Origin of the sequence: Paracoccus aminovorans, assembly GCF_900005615.1 — a bacterium.
Classification (GTDB): Bacteria; Pseudomonadota; Alphaproteobacteria; order Rhodobacterales; family Rhodobacteraceae; genus Paracoccus; species Paracoccus aminovorans.
The window spans coordinates 2,900,994-2,924,585 of sequence record NZ_LN832559.1 but is presented as its reverse complement, the minus strand read 5'-3'; the positions used below and the strand labels follow the sequence as shown (position 1 = coordinate 2,924,585).

General features: G+C 64.1%; 26 protein-coding genes and 1 CRISPR repeat array (1 of these 27 cut by a window edge). Of the genes, 20 read left to right on the top strand and 6 right to left on the bottom strand.

Features of this window, described 5'->3' with window-relative positions; genetic code table 11:
• Nucleotides 1–40: 40 nt before the first annotated feature.
• Entirely contained in the window at nt 41–1,618 is a 1,578-nt protein-coding gene (gene fliF / locus JCM7685_RS14565; protein WP_074966477.1) for a flagellar basal-body MS-ring/collar protein FliF, read from the bottom strand.
• Between the two features lie 112 nt (nt 1,619–1,730).
• On the opposite strand from fliF, the gene JCM7685_RS14560 reads away from it, so the two are divergent.
• The 12 genes from JCM7685_RS14560 to JCM7685_RS14505 all read left to right on the top strand — a co-directional run bounded on the left by JCM7685_RS14560 (nt 1,731) and on the right by JCM7685_RS14505 (nt 10,455).
• Nucleotides 1,731–2,216, top strand: coding sequence for a flagellar basal body-associated FliL family protein (locus tag JCM7685_RS14560; RefSeq protein ID WP_074966478.1), 486 nt, complete (start codon nt 1,731–1,733; stop codon nt 2,214–2,216).
• The gene (locus tag JCM7685_RS14555; RefSeq protein ID WP_074966479.1) at nt 2,213–2,560 is read left to right on the top strand and encodes a hypothetical protein; all 348 of its coding nucleotides are present in this window, start codon (nt 2,213–2,215) and stop codon (nt 2,558–2,560) included. The genes JCM7685_RS14560 and JCM7685_RS14555 overlap by 4 nt, the downstream gene beginning before the upstream one ends.
• Nucleotides 2,561–2,618: 58 nt before the next feature.
• Nucleotides 2,619–3,092 (top strand): MotE family protein, encoded by a 474-nt coding sequence (locus JCM7685_RS14550; RefSeq protein WP_231964653.1) that lies wholly within the window; start codon nt 2,619–2,621, stop codon nt 3,090–3,092.
• Between the two features lie 9 nt (nt 3,093–3,101).
• On the top strand, nt 3,102–3,968 hold the full coding sequence (motA, locus tag JCM7685_RS14545) for a flagellar motor stator protein MotA (RefSeq protein WP_074966481.1): 867 nt from the start codon (nt 3,102–3,104) through the stop codon (nt 3,966–3,968).
• Entirely contained in the window at nt 3,965–4,225 is a 261-nt protein-coding gene (locus tag JCM7685_RS14540) for a hypothetical protein (protein ID WP_074966482.1), read from the top strand. The genes motA and JCM7685_RS14540 overlap by 4 nt, the downstream gene beginning before the upstream one ends.
• Nucleotides 4,222–6,309 carry a flagellar biosynthesis protein FlhA gene (locus tag JCM7685_RS14535; protein WP_083412589.1) on the top strand — a complete coding sequence of 696 codons (2,088 nt, stop codon included), beginning with the start codon at nt 4,222–4,224 and terminating at the stop codon, nt 6,307–6,309. Before JCM7685_RS14540 ends, JCM7685_RS14535 begins: the two co-directional genes overlap by 4 nt.
• Nucleotides 6,306–7,064 carry a flagellar biosynthetic protein FliR gene (locus tag JCM7685_RS14530; protein ID WP_074966483.1) on the top strand — a complete coding sequence of 253 codons (759 nt, stop codon included), beginning with the start codon at nt 6,306–6,308 and terminating at the stop codon, nt 7,062–7,064. The genes JCM7685_RS14535 and JCM7685_RS14530 overlap by 4 nt, the downstream gene beginning before the upstream one ends.
• Nucleotides 7,061–8,164: a flagellar type III secretion system protein FlhB gene (gene flhB / locus JCM7685_RS14525; protein ID WP_074966484.1), complete on the top strand. Its 1,104-nt coding sequence runs from the start codon at nt 7,061–7,063 to the stop codon at nt 8,162–8,164. The genes JCM7685_RS14530 and flhB overlap by 4 nt, the downstream gene beginning before the upstream one ends.
• Nucleotides 8,161–8,550 carry a hypothetical protein gene (locus tag JCM7685_RS14520; RefSeq protein ID WP_074966485.1) on the top strand — a complete coding sequence of 130 codons (390 nt, stop codon included), beginning with the start codon at nt 8,161–8,163 and terminating at the stop codon, nt 8,548–8,550. Before flhB ends, JCM7685_RS14520 begins: the two co-directional genes overlap by 4 nt.
• A 529-nt stretch (nt 8,551–9,079) precedes the next feature.
• Nucleotides 9,080–9,724, top strand: a complete 645-nt coding sequence (locus JCM7685_RS14515; RefSeq protein WP_074966486.1) for a TetR/AcrR family transcriptional regulator — start codon at nt 9,080–9,082, stop codon at nt 9,722–9,724.
• Between the two features lie 115 nt (nt 9,725–9,839).
• Nucleotides 9,840–10,172 carry a hypothetical protein gene (locus JCM7685_RS14510; protein WP_074966487.1) on the top strand — a complete coding sequence of 111 codons (333 nt, stop codon included), beginning with the start codon at nt 9,840–9,842 and terminating at the stop codon, nt 10,170–10,172.
• A 10-nt stretch (nt 10,173–10,182) separates the two neighbouring features.
• The gene (locus tag JCM7685_RS14505; RefSeq protein ID WP_074966488.1) at nt 10,183–10,455 is read left to right on the top strand and encodes an I78 family peptidase inhibitor; all 273 of its coding nucleotides are present in this window, start codon (nt 10,183–10,185) and stop codon (nt 10,453–10,455) included.
• Between the two features lie 595 nt (nt 10,456–11,050).
• On the opposite strand, the gene JCM7685_RS14500 is transcribed toward JCM7685_RS14505, so the two are convergent.
• The 5 genes from JCM7685_RS14500 to JCM7685_RS19645 all read right to left on the bottom strand — a co-directional run bounded on the left by JCM7685_RS14500 (nt 11,051) and on the right by JCM7685_RS19645 (nt 13,959).
• Nucleotides 11,051–12,223: an ATP-binding protein gene (locus tag JCM7685_RS14500; protein WP_074966489.1), complete on the bottom strand. Its 1,173-nt coding sequence runs from the start codon at nt 12,221–12,223 to the stop codon at nt 11,051–11,053.
• 319 nt (nt 12,224–12,542) lie between these two features.
• Nucleotides 12,543–12,752, bottom strand: coding sequence for a hypothetical protein (locus JCM7685_RS14495; RefSeq protein WP_011748680.1), 210 nt, complete (start codon nt 12,750–12,752; stop codon nt 12,543–12,545).
• 107 nt (nt 12,753–12,859) lie between these two features.
• Nucleotides 12,860–13,063, bottom strand: coding sequence for a hypothetical protein (locus JCM7685_RS14490; protein WP_231964652.1), 204 nt, complete (start codon nt 13,061–13,063; stop codon nt 12,860–12,862).
• 71 nt (nt 13,064–13,134) lie between these two features.
• Nucleotides 13,135–13,464, bottom strand: a complete 330-nt coding sequence (locus tag JCM7685_RS14485) for a DUF1176 domain-containing protein (RefSeq protein WP_231964651.1) — start codon at nt 13,462–13,464, stop codon at nt 13,135–13,137.
• 60 nt (nt 13,465–13,524) lie between these two features.
• Complete coding sequence (locus tag JCM7685_RS19645) at nt 13,525–13,959, bottom strand: hypothetical protein (protein ID WP_139218065.1); 435 nt, start codon at nt 13,957–13,959, stop codon at nt 13,525–13,527.
• Nucleotides 13,960–14,051: 92 nt separating this feature from the next.
• Here JCM7685_RS19645 and JCM7685_RS14470 point away from each other — a divergent pair.
• The 8 genes from JCM7685_RS14470 (at nt 14,052) to cas2 (ending at nt 22,601) form a co-directional block, all read left to right on the top strand.
• Nucleotides 14,052–14,809, top strand: a protein-coding gene (locus JCM7685_RS14470) for an IS5 family transposase (RefSeq protein ID WP_100526122.1) whose coding sequence is annotated in 2 segments (ribosomal slippage) — nt 14,052–14,370 and nt 14,370–14,809 — 759 coding nt in all. Because the reading frame shifts where the segments join, the coding sequence is not laid out codon by codon here.
• A gap of 109 nt (nt 14,810–14,918) precedes the next feature.
• On the top strand, nt 14,919–17,147 hold the full coding sequence (locus JCM7685_RS14465) for a CRISPR-associated helicase/endonuclease Cas3 (protein WP_074971175.1): 2,229 nt from the start codon (nt 14,919–14,921) through the stop codon (nt 17,145–17,147).
• A gap of 75 nt (nt 17,148–17,222) precedes the next feature.
• Nucleotides 17,223–17,921, top strand: a complete 699-nt coding sequence (cas5c, locus tag JCM7685_RS14460) for a type I-C CRISPR-associated protein Cas5c (RefSeq protein ID WP_074971177.1) — start codon at nt 17,223–17,225, stop codon at nt 17,919–17,921.
• Nucleotides 17,918–19,696 carry a type I-C CRISPR-associated protein Cas8c/Csd1 gene (gene cas8c, locus JCM7685_RS14455; protein WP_074971179.1) on the top strand — a complete coding sequence of 593 codons (1,779 nt, stop codon included), beginning with the start codon at nt 17,918–17,920 and terminating at the stop codon, nt 19,694–19,696. The genes cas5c and cas8c overlap by 4 nt, the downstream gene beginning before the upstream one ends.
• Nucleotides 19,693–20,643, top strand: a complete 951-nt coding sequence (cas7c, locus tag JCM7685_RS14450) for a type I-C CRISPR-associated protein Cas7/Csd2 (protein ID WP_074971181.1) — start codon at nt 19,693–19,695, stop codon at nt 20,641–20,643. The genes cas8c and cas7c overlap by 4 nt, the downstream gene beginning before the upstream one ends.
• A gap of 2 nt (nt 20,644–20,645) precedes the next feature.
• On the top strand, nt 20,646–21,278 hold the full coding sequence (gene cas4 / locus JCM7685_RS14445) for a CRISPR-associated protein Cas4 (protein WP_231964650.1): 633 nt from the start codon (nt 20,646–20,648) through the stop codon (nt 21,276–21,278).
• Nucleotides 21,275–22,309 (top strand): type I-C CRISPR-associated endonuclease Cas1c, encoded by a 1,035-nt coding sequence (cas1c, locus tag JCM7685_RS14440; RefSeq protein WP_074971184.1) that lies wholly within the window; start codon nt 21,275–21,277, stop codon nt 22,307–22,309. The genes cas4 and cas1c overlap by 4 nt, the downstream gene beginning before the upstream one ends.
• 1 nt (nt 22,310) lies before the next feature.
• Nucleotides 22,311–22,601, top strand: coding sequence for a CRISPR-associated endonuclease Cas2 (gene cas2 / locus JCM7685_RS14435; RefSeq protein ID WP_074971186.1), 291 nt, complete (start codon nt 22,311–22,313; stop codon nt 22,599–22,601).
• 189 nt (nt 22,602–22,790) lie between these two features.
• A CRISPR array of direct repeats spans nt 22,791–23,592; the repeat unit is 32 nt; unit sequence GTCGCCCCCTTCGCGGGGGCGTGGATCGAAAC; it runs 5,119 nt beyond the window's last position.

Genomic DNA, 23,592 nt, shown 5'->3' with positions numbered 1-23,592 from the left:
TTGCCGGCTGAGAAGGAATCCAGGCGAAGTGGGGCGGGTCTCATACGGCGTCCTCACGTTTCTCGATCCAGCCCGACAGGATCTGCAGACTTTCGTCCTTGCGGGATTTCATCAGTTCTTTCAGACGGCCGACCGGGTCGCCGCTGCCAGCCATCGGCGCGAAGTCGATTTCCGGCACCACCTCGGCCATTGCCGCGACCGGGGACGGGACCTCGGCAGGCTTGCCGGCTTCGATCGCTTTCATGCCCGGCGCCTCGGACCGGTCCAGCGTGGCCAGGGCGGGAGCGCCCGCCGGCCGCGCCCGAAGCAGAGGCCGCAGCAGGAACGCGGCCAGCGCCAGCGCAAAGAAGCCTGCCAGAACGATACGGATCAGACCGTTCAGGTCCAGCTTCGACAGGAAGCCGCCCTGGCTCGCCAAGGTGCCGGCATCGGAAAGCGCCGCGAAGGGCAGGGATTTCACCGTGATCGCATCGCCCCGGGCCTCGTCGAAGCCCACGGCCGAGGCGACCAGCTCGCGCAACGCCTGAAGTTCGGATTCGTCGCGGGGGACCAGCGTGGTCTCGCCCTTGGAGTCGGTCTGCGGCACGCCGTTGACCAGAACCGCCACGGTCAGGCGGCGGGTTGCGCCCGGCTGGCGGGTGACCTCGCGGGTGACCTTGCTGACCTCGAAATTCGAGCGTTGGCGGGTTTCCGAGCGCTGGGACTTGCTCTGATCGCCACCGCTGTCCTTGCCGTCGGGCAGATTCGAGGCGGCGGTCACGGCACCCTGCTGGGAATTCGTGCTTTGATCGGCCGTTTCCTCGCTTTCCTGCGAGATCAGCGCGCGCTGCTGCGGGTCGAAGCGCTGCTCGGTCATCAACTCGGATTCGTTGACCACGTCCAGGTTCAACTCGACGATGGCGTTGCCGGCGCCGACATGGGCGGCAAGGATGCGCTCGACATTGCGCTTCATCTCGGCCTCGCGGTCCTCGCCGGCGAAATCCTCGCCCGAGGAGATGACGCCGCGCTCGCTGTCGATGACCGCCACGCGTTCGGCCGACATGCCCGGTACCCCGGAGGAGACCAGGAACTTCAGCGCCTTGGCCTGGCTTCGGTTGATCGGCGTGCCGTCGGTGGTCAGGGTAACCGAGGCGGTTGCTTCGGCCTCGCGCCGATAACCGCGGCCGCTGGGCACCGCCAGATGCACGCGCGCGGCCTTGACATTGGGCAGGGCCAGGATGGTGCGGGCAAGCTCGCCCTCCTTGGCGCGCCAATAGGCGGCGTCGAACATCTGCGAGGTGGTGCCGAAGCCGGACATGCCGTCCAGGATTTCGTAGCCCGTCCCTCCAGCGGAAGGCAGTCCCTCGCCGGCCAGGGTCATGCGCAGCTCGTCCCGGCGACTGTCCTGAACCCAGATCGAATCGCCCCGGATCTCGTAGGGCACGCCGGATTTCTCGACCGCGGCCATGACCGCGCCCGACTGCTGCGCATCCAGTCCTGAGTAAAGCAGGGACATGCCCGGGCGCGCCGCCAGCCAGGACAGTCCGGCGATCGCGGCGAATGTGAACAGGAAGGCCGCGGCCAGGATGGCCCTCTGCTTCGCGCTTCTTTCGCGCCAGTAGTCCTGCAGCTTCAGCAAAGCGTCCTCCGAATCGGCTTGATCGTCGTCGGAGACCTTCTTGGCACGGGGGCGATTAAGAATTGGTTAGCCCGCAGGTGCTATCCAGACCGCAGATCGATGGAGAATCACCATGACCGATGTCGCCGACATCAACACGGAACAGAAATCCGGACGCGGGCTTGGCCGCATTCTTCTGCCGCTGGGATTGGCGCTGGCGTTGGGCGGGGCGGGCTTTGCCTCGACCTGGCTGGGTTTCTGGTCGCCCACCGCACTGCTGGCCGCCAAGAAGCCGGAAGAAGCAAAGTCCGAGGCCATGCCTCAGGTCGATTTCGTCGGTATCCCGCAGATCGTGCTGACTCTGGCCGGCCCCCGGCCGCGCATGTTGGTGATGACCGTCAAGATCGAGACCGACCAGGTCCACAAGCCCGAGGTCGAGCATCTGATCCCGCGGCTGCTGGACAGCTTCAACAGCTTCCTGGCCGACGTCGATCCTGCGGCCTTCGAACGGCGCGGCATCCTGGACATCATCCGCGATGAACTGGCCACGCGTGCCGTTTTCGTCCTGGGCAAGGCGGCCTTTACCGATGTCCTTATCACGGAGTTTCGGATCCAATGACGATTGCCCAACTTTTACAGATATTTCTGATCGCGTTCACCGTGGGACTGTCCGGCTTCTGCTTTGCGCTGGCGCGCAGGCTGCGCAAGCTCAACGATCTGGAAAGCGGCCTCGGGGGCGCGATCGCGGTGATGACCAGCGAGATCGGCCGGCTCGAGAAGGCCATCCTGCTGGCCAAGGCCGAGGCCACCAGCGCCACCGAAGCCCTCTCGGACGAGATTGAGCGTGCCAAGGAAGAGCGCGCGTTCTGGATGCTGCAGCAGAAGTTCGCCGAGGCCGGCCCGACCCGGCCCGCGCGGCTGCAGCGCCGGCGGCGGCGCGAAGGGATGGATTGCGATGCGTAGGCCGGTGCTGTCTTTCCTGGGAGGGGTCATGATCCTTGCGGCAGCCGGGCAGGCGGTCATGGTGATGGACGGCTTTTCGCGGCTTCGGGCGACGGCAGAGCCCTCCGAACTGATGGCCGGCTGCACCGATGTCCCAGAGGCCGTGGCCTTGGCCGAGACGCTGCGCGAACGGGGCCTGCGTATCGACCGCTACATGCAGGACATGCAGCGCCGCAAGGACGAGATCGCCCTGGCAGAAAAGCAACTGACCGAAAAGCTGGTCGAGCTGCGCAAGCTCAAGCAGCAGATCGGCAACGATGATCGCGGTTACGCCCAGGCGCAAAGCGACGACATCGCTCGCCTGATTGCGGTCTATGACCAGATGAAGCCCGAGCAGGCGGCGATGGTGCTGTCGAATCTGCCGCCCGACTTCGCCGCCCAGATCCTGGCCCGCGTCCAGCCCGAGACTGGCGCCCGGATCATGGCGTCGGTCGAGCCCGGCCAGGCGGCGTTGCTGACATCGTACATGGGCGCAATCAGAGCCAGGAAATAGGTGTAACTCATGTTCGGCATGATCGGCATTGTCGTGACCTTCGCGATGGTCTTCGGCGGATATATTATGGCGGGTGGCAAGCTGGGCGTGATCCTGCATTCGCTGCCCTTCGAAATGATGATGATCGGCGGCGCCGCCGTCGGCTCGTTCCTGCTGTCGAACGAGACGGCGGTGATCAAGCAGTCGCTCTCTGGGATGGGGCGGTCGCTGAAGGGGCCGCGCTGGCACGAATCCGATCTGCAGGACGTGCTTTGCCTGCTGTTCCAGTTGCTGCGGATCGCGCGCTCCAGCCCGGTCGAACTGGAGGAGCACATCGAGAACCCGGAAAGCTCGCCCGTGTTCCAGGCCTATCCGCGCATCCTGGCCGATGAGAACGCGGTGACGCTGATCGCGGACACACTGCGCTCGGCCAGCCTGAACTACGACGACCCCTACCAGGTCGAGGAGATGCTGTCCCAGCGCATCGGACTGATGAACGAAGAGGCGATGCACGCGCCGCATGCGTTGCAGAACATGGCCGATGCGCTGCCGGCGTTGGGAATCGTTGCCGCCGTGCTGGGTGTCATCAAGACCATGAGCGCCATCGACCAGCCTCCCGAAGTTCTGGGCAAGATGATCGGCGGCGCCCTGGTGGGCACCTTTCTGGGCGTGTTCCTGGCCTATGCCCTGGTGGCACCTTTCGCGCAAAGGCTGTCGGCGGTGATGAAGCAGGACCAGGCCTTCTACGATGTGATCAAGTCGGTGCTGGTCGCGGGGCTGCACCAGCATGCCACGAACCTTTGCGTCGAGGTCGGTCGCCAGGCCGCGCCGGAACATGTCCGCCCCTCGTTCGGCGACCTCGAAAGCGCCTTGCGCGAGTTGAAGAGGGCGTCGTGATCGCCGCCTTGCTGTTGTCCGCCGCGCTTGCGGCCGAACCGCTGGCGGCTCGGGATGCCCTGATCCGCGACGCCACCGAATGGCTGCTGAACGGCGAGGATCTGCCGCGCGACATCGACGAGAGGCTGATGCGGCTGCCGCCTGCGGACCGGGTCGAGGTCCTGGTCTTTCTTCGGCGCTCGGGCATGATGCTGGGTCCGGGCTGGAGCGCGGATCGCCTGCTGGCGCCGGCAAAGAACGGGGAAACTGCGCAATGAGCATTGCCGAGACCGGCCAGGGCATGGCGCTGGCCACACGGCCGCTGGTGATCACCGGCGTGCTGGTGCTGATCGTGCTGTCCATGGTGATCCCGCTGCCGGCGGGATTGCTCGACATGGGGATCGCGCTTTCCATCGCGACGGCAACCCTGATTCTGGTCATGGCATCGCTGGTGGACAAGCCCACGGATTTTCAGGCCTTTCCGGTCCTGTTGCTGATGTCGCTGCTGATTCGGCTGTCGCTGAATATCTCCTCGACCCGACTGATCCTGACCCATGGCCACAACGGCCCCTCGGCCGCGGGCCATGTGATCCAGGGCTTTGCCGAATTCGTCGCCGGCGGCTCGCTTCTGGTCGGGTTGACGGTCTTTGCGGTGATCTCGGTGGTGAACTTCATGGTCATCACCAAGGGGTCGGGGCGGATGGCCGAGGTCTCGGCCAGGTTCGCACTGGATTCGCTGCCGGGCAAGCAGCTGGCGATCGACGGCGACCTGAATTCCGGCGCCATCGACCACGAAGAGGCCAAGCGCCGCCGCACCCGCGAGCAACGCGAGATCAGCTTCTTCGGCTCGCTGGACGGGGCGTCGAAATTCGTCAAGGGCGACGCGATTGCCGGACTGGTCATCACCATGATCAACCTTTTCGTCGGTCTGGCTGCCGGGGTGCTGGTGCATGGCATGCCCGTGGGCGAGGCGATGGCCACCTATTCCAAGCTGACGATCGGCGATGGCCTGGTCACCCAGATACCGGCGCTGATCACCTCGATGGCCGCCGCGCTGCTGCTGTCGCGCGGGGGCGCAACCGAGAACACGGCGGACCTGCTGTCGCAGCAGTTCCTGAGCAATTGGCAGGTGCCGGCGGTCGGTGCCGCCGGGATGATGCTGGTCGGGCTGGTGCCGGGCATGCCGACGATCATCTTCTTCGGTCTGGCATTGTCGCTGGCGGCGGCGGCCTGGTTCATCCGCAATCGCAAGCCCGCCGCGCAGATGGCCGAGGCCGAACCGCAGGAGCCGGCGACGCTGGCGCCCGCCCAGGCCCGCATCGGCGACGTGCTGGACACGGACGAGATCTGCGTCGAGATCGGGGCTGGACTGATCCTGAGCGCGCTGGACCCGGTTCGCGGCCTTGGCCAGCGCATCACCAACCTGCGGCTGCATATCGCGCGCAGCTATGGGCTGATCCTGCCCGATGTGCGGATCACCGACGGCACCGGCTTCGGCGAAGGCGACTATGTCATCCGCCTGCAAGGGGTGGTGCGCGGCAAGGGAACGCTGCGGCCGGCGGGAATCCTTGCCTTGGGCGCCGAGACGGTGCTGGAAGGGCTGGCGGGCGAAAGCGTGCGCGAACCCGTCTATGGCAGCGCCGCGCGCTGGATCCCGTCGGACTGGCAGGACGAGGCCGCGATTGCCGGCGCCACCGTGGTCACGCCGATGGAGGTATTGTCGACGCATCTGATGGAGGTGGTCAAGACCAACCTGCCGGCGCTGCTGACCATGTCCTCGATGCAGCGCATGATCCGCGAGCTTTGCGGCGTCTCGGACGAACATCGCGCGCAGCTGAACCAGCGCTTCTTCGACAGCATGGTGCCCGACAAGGTCTCGCCCGAGATGCTGCTGGCGGTGCTGCGCGGCATGCTCGAGGAGGGGATCTCGATCCGCAACCTGGTGCTGATCACCGACGCGGTGCACGAGGCGCGCAATGCCGCGACGCCCGAAGCGGTTTATGAACAGGTCCGCAAGCGTCTGCGCGGCCAGATCACCGAGCAATTCCTGGACGAAGAGGGCGGGCTGAGCATCCTGCAGCTGCACCCGCAATGGGAGGCCGACATCGCCCGCGCCGAGGCCGAGGGCGCGCGCACCGGCGCGAGTGCCATCCCGCAGATCCAGAAACGGCTGGCCGATGCTTTGCAAGCCACGCTGCGCGATCTGGCCCCGGGCACCGAGGTCGTGCTGGCGGTGCCGGACCATCGCCGTCGGCTGGTGCGGATGATGCTGAGCTCGGCCGGGATCGCGACCCCGGTTCTGGGGTTGGACGAAATCGACCCCTCGGCGCAGATCCGGCTGCGGGGGACGGTCGGCCCATGAACCAGTTTGCCGGCGATCCGCGCATGGTGCAGGTCCTGATCGGGCTTTTTCTGACCTATTGCCGGGTGCAGGCCTGTTTCATGATGCTGCCCGTATTCTCCGAACGCGCCCTGCCGGTGCGCGTGCGCACGGCGCTAGCCATGGCGGTCACGCCCTTGCTGGCCGAACAGACCCCGCCGGCCGGCGAAATCGACGGGCTTCTGCAACTCGCCGGGCTGGCCGGCGCCGAGATCGTTTCGGGCCTGGCCCTGGGCGGGCTGGTGCGACTGTTTGCCTCGGCGCTGGACGTGGCGGCGACCGCGATCGCCGCGACCTCGTCGCTGTCGCAACTGATCGGTGCGGCCAATGAATATTCGCCGCATCCGATCGGCAACCTGATGCACCTGGCCGGGCTGGCGGTGCTGATGGCGCTGGGCTTCCCGGCACTGGCCTGCGATCTGTTGCGCGAAAGCCTGGTGCTGCGCCCGCTCGGCGACTGGCCGCAGGTCGCAGACCTGCTGCCCCATGCCGTCGGGCTCATCCGGCAAAGCTTCGTTCTGGCCATGCTGCTGGCCTCGCCCTTCATTCTGGGCGGTTTCCTGTTCCAGCTGCTGTCGGGCATGATCAGCAAGGTGATGCCCAACCTGCCCATCGTCTTCATCGCCGCGCCTGGCGCCATTCTTCTGGCGCTGCTGGCGCTGGCGGTGCTGACCCCCTCGATCGTCTCGGTCTGGGCCGGGGCGGTGCTGGACGTCGCCGGCGAGTTGCTGCGATGAGCGACGACAGCGACGACAAGCAATTCGACGCCACGGAAAGCAAGCTGCGCAAGGCGCGCGAGGAAGGCGACATTCCGCGCTCGGCCGAACTGCAGGCGGCGCTGGCCTATCTGGGTTTCTGGTTCGCGGTGATGTTCGCGGCCGGTTGGGCGGTGCCGAACTGGACGCGCATGGCTGCGCGCGCGCTCGGCAGCGAACCCTGGCCCGACGCGCAGGGGCAATCGGTTGCGGACCTGGCGCGGGCCATGGCTTCGCAGGCCGGTCTGGCGGTTCTCGCGGCGGTGGCGATCATGGCGATGCCGGTGATCCTGGGCATTGCCGTGCAGCGCTCGCTGGTGCTGACGCCCAAGAAGCTGCTGCCGGATCCGAAGCGGATCGATCCGCTGAAGAACGCCGGGCAGAAATTCGGCAAGAACGGGTTGGTGACCTTTGCCATCTCGTTGGGCAAGGCGGTGCTGGTCGGCGTCGGCGGATGGTTCCTTTATAGTGCGCTGCTGGTCCAACTGATGAGTTCCGGCGGAATGGCGGACCTGCAATGGGTCGAGGGGCTGGGGGCGATTTTGCGCCAGGCGATCTGGCTGGCGCTGGGAATCGGCGCGGTATTCGCCGGCATCGACCTGGTGTGGAAGCGGCTGGAATACAGGAAGCGCCACCGGATGACCCGACGCGAGATGCAGGACGAACACAAGGAAAGCGAGGGCGACCCGCATCTGAAGGCGGCGCGCCGGCAGAAAGGCGTCGACATCGTTCTAAGCTCGATGCTGGCCGATGTGGAAAAGGCCGATGTGGTGATCGTGAACCCGACCCACTACGCCGTCGCGCTGGAGTGGAAGCGCGGCAGCGGCCGGGCGCCGGTCTGTCTGGCCAAGGGCGTCGACGAGGTCGCCCGCCGCATCCGCGAGCGGGCGACCGACCACCGGGTGCCGATCTGGTCCGACCCGCCTTGCGCGCGCGCCCTGCACGCCACGGTCGAGATCGGAGACGAGATCAAGCCCGAACATTTCGCGCCGGTGGCCGCTGCGATCCGCTTTGCCGAGGCCATGCGCAAGAAGGCGCGCGACGGCTGGGGGCCACCGCCGCGGCGCAAGGAGGACGGATGAGCCGCCAAACCGATGCCCTGGCCGGACTCGGGCGGATCGCCCGGCTGAAAGCCGATTTGGAGATGCGGCGCTTTGCCGCGTTTCGCGCGCATGTCGATGCCGCGCGGCAGCGGATTGGGCAACTCGAGGACGAGCTTCAGGCGCTGTATCGTGCCGAAGAAGCATTTTCCGTTTCCGAGGCGCGGCTGGTCAACGCGCTGGCGCGGGACCGCAGCCTGGCGCTCTTGGGCGCGGAACGCGACCTCGAGCGCATGTTGCCTGGCTATGAACAGGCGCGTCAGGCGGCCGCCCGTGAATTCGGGCGCGCCGAAGCGGTATCGGCGGTGCGCGATGACATGATTGCCCAAGCCCGGCTGGACCGGGCGCGGCGTGCCGGGGGGACGTGAGCCGAAGCTCGGTGCGACACGCGTCTTGCGCCATGGCTGGCGCATGGCCCGGCGTGTACAGGCGTAAGCGAACGCTCGTTCCAAGAAAAAGTGCGCGCAGGGCTCGCGGAGGATTGCATCGCGGCTTGGCCTTCCGGGCTTGAGAAACCCCTAGGGGCGGCACGGCACGGGAACCTTACCATGAGGTTCCTGGGTGATTCGGTTCTGAACGCAACCGGAAGCGGTTCGGCTGGCGGCTTCCGACGCCCAGCCGTCGGGGCCTGCCTTTGCCGGAACGGCGCCATTTCGCCGAGATTCCTGCGCAGAGGCATAAGTCGGCACATCAGCTGACATTTGTCTATTGATATGTTGCCGCTGCTGGGTCATTTCATGCAACGTATTTTATACATATTGGACTTCTTGGCGGAGGACTGGCCAGAATCCGGTTTTGGCATTATGAACGGAATGGTTCGGTTGAACCGTGACGTTATGGTTTTGCCCGGTGTGTGTTGCCGGGTGGTTAAGAACGAGTACAGAGGGGTTACCAGCGATGACCAAGTCGCTTCAGGTGATGCGCGGTCGCAAGTTCCTTCAGGTCCTGGAAGGAGCGCGGACGATTTTTCTGCGGGACGGGTTCGAGGGCGCCAGCGTCGACGAGATCGCCCGCGAGGCGGGGGTCTCCAAGGCCACGCTCTACAGTTATTTCCCCGACAAGCGGATCATGTTCATGGAGGTCTTCCGCAACGAGCTTGCGCGCGAGACCGCCGATGCCAGCGCCCTGATCGAGGTCGATCTGCCGGTCGAGCAAGTGCTGCCTTTCATCGTTCAGATCGTCTCGGCCCACATGATTTCCGAATTCGGGCTGCGGATCTATCGCGTGAGCGTGGGCGAGGCCGAGCGCTTTCCTACCCTGGCCCAGGAATATTACGAATCCGGTCCGATGCTGCTGCGCCAGCAACTGATCACCTATCTGGAGCGCTGCGTGCAGCGCGGCGAACTGAGCATCCCCGACCTGGAACTGGCGGCCGAACAGTTGATCGCGCTGGCCAGCGTCAGCGTCCACGGCCGCGCCCTGTTCCTGGGCCCCCCGGCGGTGGACAAGGAACTGGTGCGCAAGGTCAACGGCAGCGCGGTCTCGATGTTCCTCGCCTGCTATGCCAAGGGCCGCGATCCGGTGATCGAGGCGGCCGAATAGTCCCGGCGCGTTTTGCGTGCAACGCCCGGCGGCGGCATGTCGGCGGCCGCTTCTCATTCCGCTGCGGCATGACTATGATGCCGCGTCAGATATTTTCGCACTGGATGACCGCCCGATGAACCGAGTCCTGATCGCATTGCTTGCGCTTGCCCCCCTGGCCGCCTGCGCGCCGGCCTATTCGCCCGAGCCGGCGCCCGTCGTCGAGCCGCTGCCGCCGATGCCCGTGGCCAGCGTCAGCGGCCTCGAATCGCGCGAGCCCGACGCTTGCCATGCCAAGAATTACGTCTCGGCGCTGGGCCAGCCCGGTACCGTCATCCCGACCCTGGGCGTGACGCGCGAATACCGGGTCGTCGAATATCGCGGCATCGAGCCCCAGGAATACAATCCGTTGCGCATCGTCTTCCGCCTGGACGCGGCGGGCAATATCTACAACATCGACTGCGGCTGAGGACGGGCGGATGAAACGGCTTCTTCTGCTGGCCCCGCTCTGCACGCTGGCCGCTTGCGTCGAGGCCGAGCCTCCGGCACCCTTGCCGCAGTCCGACGGCTGCCAGGCGGCGGCGCTCCACGGACTGGTGGGGCAACCGCGCGCGGTTCTGGACCGGATGAAGCTTCCTGCGGCGGCCAGGGTGATCGGACCCCGCGACGCGGTGACGACGGATTTCCGTCCCGACCGCATGAATTTCGAGATCGGCGAAAACGGCCTGATCGCGAAGATCGCCTGCTACTGAGCCCGGGAGGCGCGAGATCACGGGCCTTTCCCGATCCGGCTCTGCAAGCGGTTCCCAAGCGTGTCGATGAGCCGCAGCCCTGTATGCGCCGAGGTGCCAGCGCAGTAATGACCTCTTCAGCAGGCTGGTGCGCAAAATTGTGCTGGAACTTCGGCTATTCAGTATCCTTCGATCTTGGGGGGTGTGGGCTGCTGCCCCATCGGGGCGCAATCTTGGGTCCGGCTCAATTTCTTTGGTGAGGTCGCAAAGGCAAGGATTGGCATGGCCAGTTGTGCATGCGGGAATGTCAGCGCCGATTCCATGGGGTTTCTCGGCTATGGGCGCATCCTGTCGCGCCAACCCGATAGTTTCGAGGTCCTGGATCTTACCTGATCCGGGGGGGCGAAGCTGTCCTGCGCCGGCTGTAGCCCATGGCCCGAAGTGGCCTACTTTTCGCGATTTCGCCAAATATTAGTGACCGACTATTATTTTGCGGGGCCCGGTGCAAAGCACCACCCGCAAAATGTCGGACCAGGTGCAGCGCCCCGGTACCCAGCTTCCTCCGCCCAGGAAGAAGATCGCCCCCCAATACCGCCCGATGGGCGGCCGCAACCAATTACGGATGAAGCGCCAGCAGATCCTGCCCGAACTGGTGCAGCGACATGACCTCGATGCCGTTCGGCAGCGGGAAAGCCTCGCCCCCCGGATAGACCACGATCCGCCGCACAGGTTGCAGGTCTTCGCAGGCCGAGTGAAAGCCGCGCTCGACCTTCGGCGCCAGATTGCGCTTGACCTCGACGGCCCAGACCGCGCCGCCGGGCAGGGTCAGTACCAGATCGACCTCGGCCCCCGCCCCGCTGCGGTAGAACTGCGCCTGCGTCCCTTCTGGCATCAGGGCATGGGCGGTCTCGATGATCAGCCCCTCCCAACTGGCGCCCGCAACGGGGTGGCCGAGAACGTCGTCCAGCGTCGTCAGCCCCAGAAGCGCATGCAGGATGCCGGTGTCGCGCACATAGATGCGGGGCGATTTCACCAGCCGCTTGCCGATATTCGCATGCCAGGGCTCCAGGCGGCGCACCAGCATCAGATCGACCAGCAGATCGAGATAGGAGGCGACGGTCTTGGCATCGACCCCGAGCGCGCGGGCGAGCTCGGCGGCGTTCGACAGGCCGGATTGCCGATGCGCCAGCATGGTCCAGAAGCGCCGCAGCGTCTCGGCCGCGATGCGAGGGCCGAGCGCGGGAATGTCGCGCTCCAGATAGGTGCGGATGAAATCGCGCCGCCAGCGCAGGCTGGCCTGATCGTCGCGGGCGAGAAAGCTGTCGGGAAAGCCGCCGCGCAGCCAGAGCCGGTCCAGATCGGCGGCGGGAACCTCCAGCGCATCGAGGGGAGCGAGTTCGGCATAGGCGATCCGGCCCGCCAGTGTCTCACCCGACTGCCGCAGCAGGTCGATGGAGGCCGAGCCGAGCAGCAGGAACCGCCCCGCCCGCAGCCCCTTGCGCCGCCCCCGGTCGATCAGGCCGCGCAGGTTCTGGAACAGGTCCGGCACCCGTTGCACCTCGTCGAGGATGACCAGCTTGTCCTCATGCGCTGACAGGTAGAGTTCCGGGTCGGAAAGCTTCGCCCGGTCGGCGCTGGATTCGAGGTCGAGGTAGAGCGATGGTCGCTCTTCCCCCAACTCCTGCGCCAGCGTGGTCTTGCCCACCTGGCGCGGCCCCAGCAGGGCAACGGCAGGGCTGTCGTCCAGCAGGGACTTCACGGTCTCGGTGATACGGCGCTCGATCAACATCCTTGCAATTATGGAGATAGATCCCCGATTTGCAAGGTTATTTTGAGAGCTATTCATTGCCGGGCTGACTTCAATGAGTCCAACTGTCGAAAGCCCGCTGCATCTCTTTGGGCTTGTGCAGGACACCAACGGTGCAGCGCAAGCGCAGTCAAGCCGGGTTGGAGATGGGAGACTGTTGACCGACGGCAGCTTGAAGGGTGCCGCCCGACGGGCGGCCGCAAACCCCATTCCGCCCCAGCCTCGTGGGGGCGGTCGGAATGCGGTTTGCGCGCAGCCTGACCCCGGCCCGCTCGCATCACGACGGGCCGTAGGGACGGGGTCAGGCGAATTCGTTTTCCCAGCAGGCCATCATCCAGCGCTCATCGCTGTCGGGCAGGTCGATGCCGTAGAATTCCAGCACCTGGGTCAGGTCGTAGATGCGCTCTTCCTGCTCCGGCTCGGTCAGCGCGGCCCACCAGTTGCGTGCCTTGACCTCATCCGGCTGGAAGATCGATGCGGGCAGTTCGCCTTTGAACGGTTGCGGGGGCATCATTTGTCTCCTGTCATTTGCCGCTGATCCGACGAGGCTGAGGCGGTGGCCCGTGCCTCGCCCATTTCCTGGGCGGGAACCCAGTTCAGCGCGTGAGGTTCCTGCCCTCAGCCCTTGAACCGGGAAACCTCGGGCAGCGCGGGAAGATATCGCAGGGCCGCCAATGCCATCTCCGCATTCACGCCTGCCGGCAGATCGACGGTATCTCCCTCAGCGATATGCATCAGCCGCGCCCGTAGCGTATTCCAGCTGAGGGAGCGGCCGGTCGTCATCTTTGCCATCACGACCCGACCGATGGTGAACGCAACCATGTCCGGGTTGCTCAGGTAGTCAGGCCCTTTGCGCCGATATCCGTTGGTTGCGTGCACGGTCCCGTGGGAGGTCACGGCTTGCCTCCCGTCATCCATGGCCGGACCGCGTCCAGCGCCGCTGCCGATCCAGCGAGGCTGAAGCGGTGGCGCTTGCCGCCGAAGCCGATCTCGACCCATTCCGCCTGCCGGACGTTGTGGACGAAGAGGTTGGTCGCGCCCATGCCGGCCGTGTCAAAATTGCTGAGCAGGATGTCGCCACCGGCAGCGACGAAATCCAGCTTCTCGCCATTCGAGAACAGGATGCTGACCCGTTCGCCCGCCTCGGCGTTGCGGCCGTCCAGCGTCACGCTGACGCGGCAGTTGTTGAAGTCGCAGGTGCCGTTGGCGTCAAGTTCGTTCATCTGGTCGGTGCGGGTGATCCAGATAGCCACAGCGATGGGATCAGACCCCCGCGATATCGTTCAGATCGTGCGAGATGCTGAGGGGCGTTGATGCCCGTGAACTGGAACCGCAGGCATGTTTTTGGGGTTTCCATGAAAATCGCTGCCATGATTGCGTGGGCTGTGGTGATGCTGGGCGTCTTGGCTGCTGCTTCCACCCCCGCCATCGGGCTGGAGGACGTCCGGGAAAATACCGCGAATATGCCGAGGCGTGCCGCTATAGGCGATATTGATTTGATGTGTGGTGGGCGCCTCACGGCATCGCATCTCCGTAGCGAGAGCGGACTGATAATAGCGTAGAGAGCGGCGGATCCGTCGATAATACATAAGTCGATAATACATAATATGGCGATCCGGCAGGATATTGGGATGCTGGGCAAGATCGTGTTTGGTCTTCGGATTATAAAACGCGTTGGATTTCGGGTTCTCGGTATCGTAATTTTCTACCTTGTCCATTCGGATCGCCCGCATCCTACGGTCAGGACCCATAAATTCACTTGAGCGCAGTCTAACGTCATGATTCTACCCTCCCGACATGAAGAGGGATGATGGACGAACTTTTCTGGCTGACCGATGCGCAGATGGAGCGGTTACGGCCGTTCTTTCCGAAATCACGAGGCAGGCCGCGCGTTGACGACCGGCGCGTGCCGAGCGGCATAATCTTCATTCAACGCAATGGGTTGATGTGGAAGCACACGCCTGCCGCCTATGGTCCCGCGAAGACGCTCTACAACCGTTGGAAGCGCTGGAGCCGGATGGGGGTGTTTGCCACCATCATGACCGAACTGGCCGGGCAGGCGCAGGAAACCGACACGGTGATGATCGACGCGACACATCTGAAAACGCACCGGACGGCATCGAGCCTGGGGCTCCAAAAGGGGGACGCGGACGGCTGATCGGGCGCACGAAAGGCGGACTGAACTCGAAGCTGCATGTCCTGGCCGATGCGAAGGGCCGTCCGATCCGGATGTTCCTGTCGGCGGGGCAGACCTCGGATTACATCGGGGCGGGGGCGCTCCTGTCCTCCATCCCTCCAGCCGGGGCATTGCTTGCCGACCGGGGCGACGATGCCGACTGGTTTCGCAATGCGCTGATCGACATGGGGATTTCACCCTGTATCCCATCCCGAAAAGCCCGGAAGGTGCCGATCCCACACGACGCCGACCTCTACCGTCAACGCCACAGGATCGAGAACATGTTCGCCAGACTGAAGGACTGGCGTCGGATTGCAACCCGCTATGATCGCTGCCCGATCCTGTTTCTCTCAGCCTGCGCCTTGGCAGCCACCGTCATCTATTGGTTGTGAGTCCTGACTGTAAGAAAGCACTGGTTTGCGGGTTGGAGCAGCTCTGCCGCAAACACTGGTAATACTCGTTGCTCGAATCATTACCAGTCAATAGCCTGCGGCTGGAGGAATGAAGATTTTGAAACACTATGCGCATACGGGTATTCATGAGGATCGAAGCGATTGGCAATTGCTGACCGACCATCTAGAAAATACCGCCGCTCTGGCTGCTGGGCGCGCCGTACCCCTCGGGTTGCGGGCGGCGGCATCTATGGCTGGCCTTTTCCACGACTTTGGCAAATATGACCCCGCCTTTGATCGCATCCTGTCCGGCGAAAAATTGCGTGTGGATCATTCGACGGCTGGGGCTGCCCTGCTGCATGCCCGGACGCCTGCCGGTTTGCGGCCAATTTCTGAAGTGATCGGCTATGCCATCATGGGCCATCACGCCGGGTTGCCTGATCGCCATGGCGCCGACAGCAGTATGGAGCGCCGGCTTGAGACCTTCCGCGACCCGATCGCGCCGGAAATCTCGGCCGCGACCAGCCCAGATTTTGGCTCGGTCGCCAGGGAACTGGCTAAGCTGATGCGCCCGTCATCTTGCGGCTTCGACCTGTCGGTCGCGGCGCGCATGGTGTTTTCCTGTCTGGTTGACGCGGATTTCCGTGACACCGAGTCCTTCTATGCCGGACTGAACGGCACGCGGCCGGATCGCGGCTGGCCGGCCCTAGCCGATCTGTTGCCGGAATGGAGAGACGCCTTCAATGCGCATATGGAGGGATTTCGCCAGAATGGCCGCATCAACCGCCTGCGCGCCGAGATCCTGATCCATGTCCGGCAGGCTGCGGCGATGACGCCGGGGCTTTTCACGCTGACCGTGCCCACCGGCGGCGGCAAGACGCTGGCTTCACTAGGTTTTGCGCTGGACCACGCGGCGCGTTATGGGCATCGCAGGATTATCTTCGCGATCCCCTATACCTCGATCATCGACCAGACCGCGGGTATTTTCCGCGGCCTTTTCGGCGATGCGGTGTTGGAACATCATTCGGCCATCGACGACGAAAGGACCAACCCGGAGCGCAAGGACAAGCTGCGCCTCGCCATGGAGGACTGGGCCGCGCCTCTGGTCGTCACGACCAATGTGCAGTTCTTCGAAAGCCTTTTCGCGGCGCGTCCTTCGCGCTGCCGCAAGCTGCACAATATCGCCGGTTCGGTGATCGTTCTGGACGAGGCGCAGGCCCTGCCGCGCAAGCTGCTGATGCCCGCGCTGCGGATGATCGACACGCTCTGTGCGCATTACGGCTGTTCGGTTGTGCTTTGCACGGCGACGCAGCCCGCCTTCGACAGCCGCCAGCTGAAGCAGGGTGGCTTGCCGCTGGAGGGCCGTGAACTGGCGCCCGATCCGGTGCGGCTCGCCCGCGAATTGCGCCGCGCCCGGATCGTGCAGGGGGGCGAAATGGACGACGATGCCCTCATCGAGGCCTTGCGCGACACGCCGCAAGGGATGGTCATCGTCAACAGCCGTGCCCATGCATTGGAACTGTTCAATGCGGCCAGAGCCGAGGAGTTCGAGGGGCTGGTCCATCTGACCACGCGGCAATATCCGGTGCATCGGCGCACCATTCTGGAGGAGATCCGCGCGCGCCTGAAATCCGGCATGCCCTGCCGGCTGATCGCAACTAGCCTGATCGAGGCAGGCGTGGATCTGTCGTTTCCCAAGGGCTGGCGGGCCGAGACGGGGCTGGATAGCTGCGTACAGGCCGCAGGCAGGGTGTCCCGAAATGGCGAATGGCCGGTCGAGGACAGCACGCTGACGGTGTTCTCGGCCCCAGGTCGTCCGATGCCAGATGAGGTTCGAAAACTGGCCGAAGCGATGCGCAGCATCGCCGGGCGGCATGACGACCTGCTGTCCCCCGCCGCGATCCGCGACTGGTTCGAACATGTCTATTGGCAGGCCGGGTCCGCGCGGCTGGGGCAGTCGATGGTTGATCGGATGGTCCTTGGCCGCAGCGGCACGGATTTCCCCTTCCGCAGCATGGCCGAGGATTTCCGCATGATCGAAACCACCATGGTACCGGTCATCGTTCCCGGCGATGCGGCGGCGGTCGAAGCGATCCGGCAACTGGCCTTTGAGAATATCCCCTCCGGCAAGCTGGCACGGGCATTGCAAGTCTATATCGTCCAAGTGCCCGCCAAGGCGCGCGCGCTGCTGGTCGAGGCAGGCCATGCGTCCTTTCACCAGCCTGCGTTGCGGGGGGATCAGTTCTGCGTGCTGGACAATACCGCGCTCTATCATGCGGACAGCGGGTTGTGGTGGGAGCATGCGGAATATCTGGGGACCGAGCAGTCGATCTGGTGATTGATGCAATTTTAGGCGGATTTCCGCTTGCCTGCTCCACTCTGCGCGATAAGCTGACAAAAATCACGAGGGATAATGGCTTACGGTATCCGCCTGCATGTTTGGGGCCAGCATGGGCTGTTCACGCGACCCGAGTTGAAGGTCGAGCGCATGTCCTATGATGTCATGACGCCCTCGGCGGCGCGCGGCATTCTCGAAGCCATCCACTGGAAGCCCGCCATCCGCTGGGTCATCGACCGCATCCATGTGCTGGAACCGATCCGCTTCCAGTCCATCCGCCGCAACGAGGTCGGCCACAAGGCGCCCGCCGGCAAGATCAGGCAGGCGATGAAGCGCGGCAACCTGGAGGATTTGCAGCTTCTGGTCGATGAGGATCGCCAGCAGCGTGCCTCGACCGTCCTGGTCGCGCCCCGCTATGTGATCGAGGCGCATTTCGACATGACGGGAAAGGCGGGCCCCGAGGATAGCGCGGGCAAGCATCTGGACGTCTTCAACCGTCGTGCCGCGCGGGGGCAGTGCTTTCATCAGCCCTGTCTTGGCACCCGTGAATTCACCGCGCATTTCGAACTGATTCCGCCGGAGGCGCCGCTGCCCGCCCGCAGTCCCGAGGCGGAAACCGCCGAGCATGGTTTCGGCGCGCCGCGCGATCTTGGTTTCATGCTGTGGGACATCGACCATGGGAAACCGGGCCGACCTTCGCTGTTTTTCCGCGCCGCGCTGCGCGACGGCGCGCTGGAGGTGCCACAGCCCGGCAGTCCGGAGGTGAAGGGATGAGCATGCTTGCCTCGCTGGTGCGGGCCTATGATCGGCTGCCCGACGCACCGCCCTTCGGCTTCTCGACCGAGAAGATCGGCTTTTGCGTGCTGCTGAACGCGGACGGATCGGTTGCCAGTGTCGAGGATCTGCGCGACTACGCCGGGAAAAGACCGGCGCCGCGGAGCATTGTCGTTCCTGCAACTCCCAAACGCTCGGGAAGCACACCTCGTCCTAATTTTCTTTGGGACAACATCAATTATGCGCTGGGAGGGGGAAAGCTCTCGGACCCGGCCGACAAGCGATTCGATTCATTCCGAGACAAACATCTGGAATACCTTTCTGACAGCAACAGCCCTGAGGTGCGTGCATTCTGCGAATTTCTTAAGCACTGGAACGTCGAGGACGTTGGACGATACTTTCCTCCGGAAAACCTCCCGACAGATGGGATCGTGTTTGCGATGTCCGATACCTATCGCGAATATTTTCTGCATCAGACGGTGGAGATGCGAAATTTCTGGAATGACAACAGAAGTCGTTGGATCGCGATTGAGGGAAAAAGTTCAACTCCGGCAGCATGCCTTGTCACCGGAAAAATGTCTCCGATAGCGCGCACGCACCCGCCTATAAAGGGTATGTCTGGAGCGGGCGGAAAGAGCGAGATGGCATTGATTTCCTTTAACGATAACGCCTACGAATCTTACGGGCACGAACAAGGGGATAATGCTCCCGTATCTGAAGCGGCTGCATTCGCCTACACCACTGTCCTGAACCGCTTTCTCGACAAAGACAGCGGCCATCGCATCCAGATCGGCGATGCCTCGACGGTGTTCTGGGCGGATTGCAGCGACATGAAGCTGGCCGCGGAGGCGGAGGTCTTCTTTGCGGCGTTGCTGGACTCCGTTTCCGAGGAGAAACTGGTTGCCGAGGATGAGAGGTTGGAAACCGCCAAAATCCATTCCCGCCTGGACTCCATCCGCAACGGCCAACGTCTGTCGCAGGTCGCGCCCGAACTGGCCGAGGGGGTGCGCTTTCACGTTCTGGGGCTGGCCCCCAATGCCGCCCGGCTTTCGGTGCGCTTCTACTGGCAGGACGATTTCGGTCGGCTGACCGGGAACTTCCAGCAGTATCTTGCGGATATGGCGATCGACCCACCTCCGCGCGATGGCTGGCCGCCGCTGTGGCGCTATCTTCTGGAACTGGCTTCGCAAGGCAAGCGCGAGAATGTGCCGCCCCTGATCGCCGGCGAATGGCTGCGTGCGATCCTGACCGGCACGGCCTATCCGCTGACCCTGCTTTCTACGGTGCTGATGCGCATGCGCGCCGATGGCGAGATCAACGCTCTGCGATGCGCTATGCTGAAATCCGTCCTGATCCGCAATTTCCACTATAAGGAGACCCCGGTGGCGCTTGATCCCACATCCAGAGACACGGGCTATGTGTTGGGGCGTCTGTTCGCCGTCTATGAGAACATCCAGAGAGCCGCACTTGGCAAAAGCGTGAATGCTACGATTCGCGACAAGTTCTATGGCTCAGCATCGGCCACGCCGGCGCGCGTGTTCGGCTCGCTTGCAGCCAACGCGTTCAATCATCTGGCGAGGATCCGCAAGGACAAGCCGGCGTTCGCTCATTATCTGCAAGCTGAATTGCAGGAGATCGCCAATTTGCTCGACGTCTCGAAGGAGCCTTTTCCAGCGTCTCTTTCTCAGGAGGCACAGGCAAAGTTCGCACTGGGCTATTACCACCAAGCCAGTTTCCGCAAGAATGATGACAAGACCCCCGAGGTATCCCAATGACCACGCTTTCCCGCCGCCATGATTTCGTGCTGATCTTCGACGTGACGAACGGCAATCCCAATGGCGACCCCGATGCGGGCAACCTGCCGCGGCTTGATCCTGAGACAAATCACGGCTTGGTCACCGACGTCAGCCTGAAGCGGAAGATCCGCAATTACGTCGAACTGGCGCGAGAAAGTGCCGAGGGGCATCACATCTATGTCCAGGAAGGTGCGATCCTGAACGAGAAACACCGCCAAGCCTATGTCGCTCTGCGTGGCGACGAAAAGTCGAAAAAGGATGCCAAGCTGAACCCCCGGGACGATGCCGAGGCAAAGGAACTGCGCGACTTCATGTGCCGCAATTTCTTCGACGTGCGAACATTCGGTGCCGTCATGTCTACCGGGATCAATTGTGGCCAGGTCAAGGGCCCGGTGCAGATGACCTTTGCCAATTCGGTCGAGCCGGTTCTGCCGGTCGAGATTTCGATCACCCGCATGGCGGCCACCAACGAGGCCGAGCAGAAGAAGCGGGCCGAAGGGGACGATGGCGATTTGCGCACCGACAACCGTACGATGGGCCGCAAGCATATCGTGCCCTACGGCCTCTATGTCGCGCATGGCTTCGTCTCGGCCAAATTCGCCGAACGTACGGGCTTTTCCGAAGCCGATCTGGACCTGCTGTTCGAGGCGCTGGCGAACATGTTCGAGCATGATCGCGCGGCCGCGCGGGGCGAGATGACTTCGCGCAAGCTGATCGTCTTCCGCCATGCGAATGCGCTTGGCAATGCGCCGGCACACCGGCTGTTCGACCTGGTTCAGATCGGCCGCAACGTGGATGGCGAATTCCGTGCGCTGGATGACCGCGGCCTGAGCAATCTGCCGCCGGCGCGGAAATTCACCGATTACAGCGTCAATATCGACCGTGAGGGTCTGCCCGAAGGCGTCGAAATCCTCGAACTGCTGTGACTGTGACCGGCGCCGAGGAATCCATTCCCCTCTCGGCGCTGCAACATGCGGTCTATTGTCTGCGCCAGGCTGCGCTGATCCATCTGGAGCGGCTTTGGGCCGAGAATCGCTTTACCGCCGAAGGCGACGTCCTGCACGCCGTTGCCGACAAGGGCGGTCACCGCAAGGCGCGCGGGGTGCGGCGGGTGATGGCCTTGCCGCTGGCGTGCCATCGCTTGAACCTGACCGGCACCGCCGACCTGGTCGAGTTCCTCCCCGGTCCGGATGGCGAGACCGCTTTCCCCATCGAATACAAGCGCGGCAAGCCCAAGCTGCACCGCGCCGACGAGGTGCAGCTTTGCGCACAGGCGCTCTGCCTTGAGGAAATGACCGGCCGTCCGGTGCCACAGGGTGCCCTGTTCTACGGTCAGACCAAACGCCGGGTAACCGTGCCTTTCGACGCCGATCTGCGTGCGCTGACCGAAAGCACCGCTGCCGAACTGGCCGCGGTGCTGGCCAGTCGCCGCACGCCGCCGCCGACGCCGCATCGCAGCCGCTGCCGGGCCTGTTCGCTTCTCGATCTGTGCCGGCCCGAGGCGATTCGCCGTCCCGTGCGGCAATGGCGCGACCGTATGCTGGCAAGGGCGCTGGAATGAAGAAGCTGCTGAACACCGTTTATGTCACGACCGAGGGGACCGCCCTTAAGAAGGATGGCGAGAACCTGGTGGCCGAAATCGAGGGGGCCGAAAAGGCGCGTGTGCCTCTGCATATGCTGGCCTCGGTCGTCGCCTTCGGGCCGATCCTGCTGTCTCCGGCGCTGATCGGCATCTGTGCCGAGCGCGGCATCACGTTGGTGCTTCTGGATCGCGCCGGGCGGTTCCAAGCCCGGGTCGAGGGGCCGGTCGCGGGGAATGTCCTGCTGCGGCGTGCACAATATCAGGCTGCCGACGACGCGACGGATGTGGTGCGCGGCATCGTCATGGGCAAGATCGCCAACCAGCGCGCGGTGATCCGGCGCGCGCTGCGCGATTACGGCGGCGAGATGACGACCGAGGCGCGTAATGGGCTCGAGCGGGCAACGGATCGCATGGCCATGATCCTGCGCCGCGTGCAGTTGTCCGACGATAGCGTGGATCTGTTGCGCGGCGCCGAAGGTGAGGCGGCGACGCTGTATTTCGGCGTCTTCGATCACCTGATCCGCTCACCCGATCCCGAGCTTCGCTGGACGAGCCGCTCGCGCCGCCCGCCGCTCGATCCGATGAATGCGGTACTGTCCTTTCTCTATACCCTGCTGACCCATGATTGCCGTTCAGCCTGCGAGGCGATCGGGTTGGACCCCGCCGTCGGCTTCCTGCACCGCGACCGCCCCGGCCGGCCCAGCTTGGCGCTGGACCTGATGGAAGAACTTCGCGCGCCCCTGGCGGATCGTCTGGCGCTGTCCTTGGTGAATCGCCGCCAGTTGCGCGCAGGGGACTTTCGCCGCATTGACGGCGGCGCGGTGTTGCTGACCGACGACGCCCGCCGCACCGTCCTGACCGCCTGGCAGGAGCGCAAGAAGGAAGAGCGCCAGCATCCCTTCCTGCAGGAAAAGGCGCCGTTCGGATTAGTGCCCTATCTTCAGGCGCAGATGCTCGCGCGTCACCTTCGCGGCGATCTGGACGCCTATCCGCCCTGGTTCTGGAGTTGAGATGCTTGTCCTAGTCACCTATGACGTAAATACGCTGGACACCGGCGGCAAGAAGCGTTTGCGCCAGGTTGCCCGAGCGTGCGAGGATTACGGCCAGCGGGTGCAATTCTCGGTCTTCGAGATCGAGGTGGACCCGGCGCAATGGATCCGGCTGAAGGCGCGCCTGGAAGGGGTCATCCGACCCGAGGTCGATAGCCTGCGCTATTATTACCTCGGTTCAAACTGGGCGCGCCGGGTCGAGCATGTCGGTGCAAAACCCGCGACGGATCTTAACGGCCCGCTGATTCTATAGTTTTCTTGACCCTGCGAACATGAAGCGTGTCGACTTTTGCGCTGAGGTTCGCATCGGGGCGGCTTTTTTGAAATCGTTGGATTTTCTTTTCCTGTCCGTCATGTCGGCTGACTTAGGACGAGCGCAACTGCCCCTTTCGCATTCGCAAGGAAGATTGCGGGATAACAACAGCGCGGTATAGGGAGGGCAGTCGCCCCCTTCGCGGGGGCGTGGATCGAAACAGGATGTCGCGCAGATGGTCGCGGCCCCATGAACGTCGCCCCCTTCGCGGGGGCGTGGATCGAAACCGTAGAGGCGGGAGAAGCGGATTCGTCCGTCGCCGTCGCCCCCTTCGCGGGGGCGTGGATCGAAACGCAACGAACGGCTCAACCATCAGGACTCACCGACGTCGCCCCCTTCGCGGGGGCGTGGATCGAAACACCGGGCAATGGGCTGCCTACACGCTGGCGCGGGCGTCGCCCCCTTCGCGGGGGCGTGGATCGAAACACATAACGAATCCAATCCCCTATAATCAAACGGCCCGTCGCCCCCTTCGCGGGGGCGTGGATCGAAACGAGGCGAAACACGCCGCGAATGTCGCCAGCATGAAGTCGCCCCCTTCGCGGGGGCGTGGATCGAAACGGATTGCTCGATACGGGCCGATGGAAGCGTTATGGTCGCCCCCTTCGCGGGGGCGTGGATCGAAACATCGCCGGATCGCTGCAACCGACCATCATCAACCGTCGCCCCCTTCGCGGGGGCGTGGATCGAAACGGCCAGGTCAGGTTGTAGGAGCCGTCGATGTCCGTCGCCCCCTTCGCGGGGGCGTGGATCGAAACGCCCCAGATGCGCCGCACCGGGCCGAGGTGGTCGTCGCCCCCTTCGCGGGGGCGTGGATCGAAACACCTGCGAGATAAGCGCGGCGCGGGCGTCCTCTGTCGCCCCCTTCGCGGGGGCGTGGATCGAAACGCCGCCGTGCCGCTAGGCGCACTCGCTGTAACGGGGTCGCCCC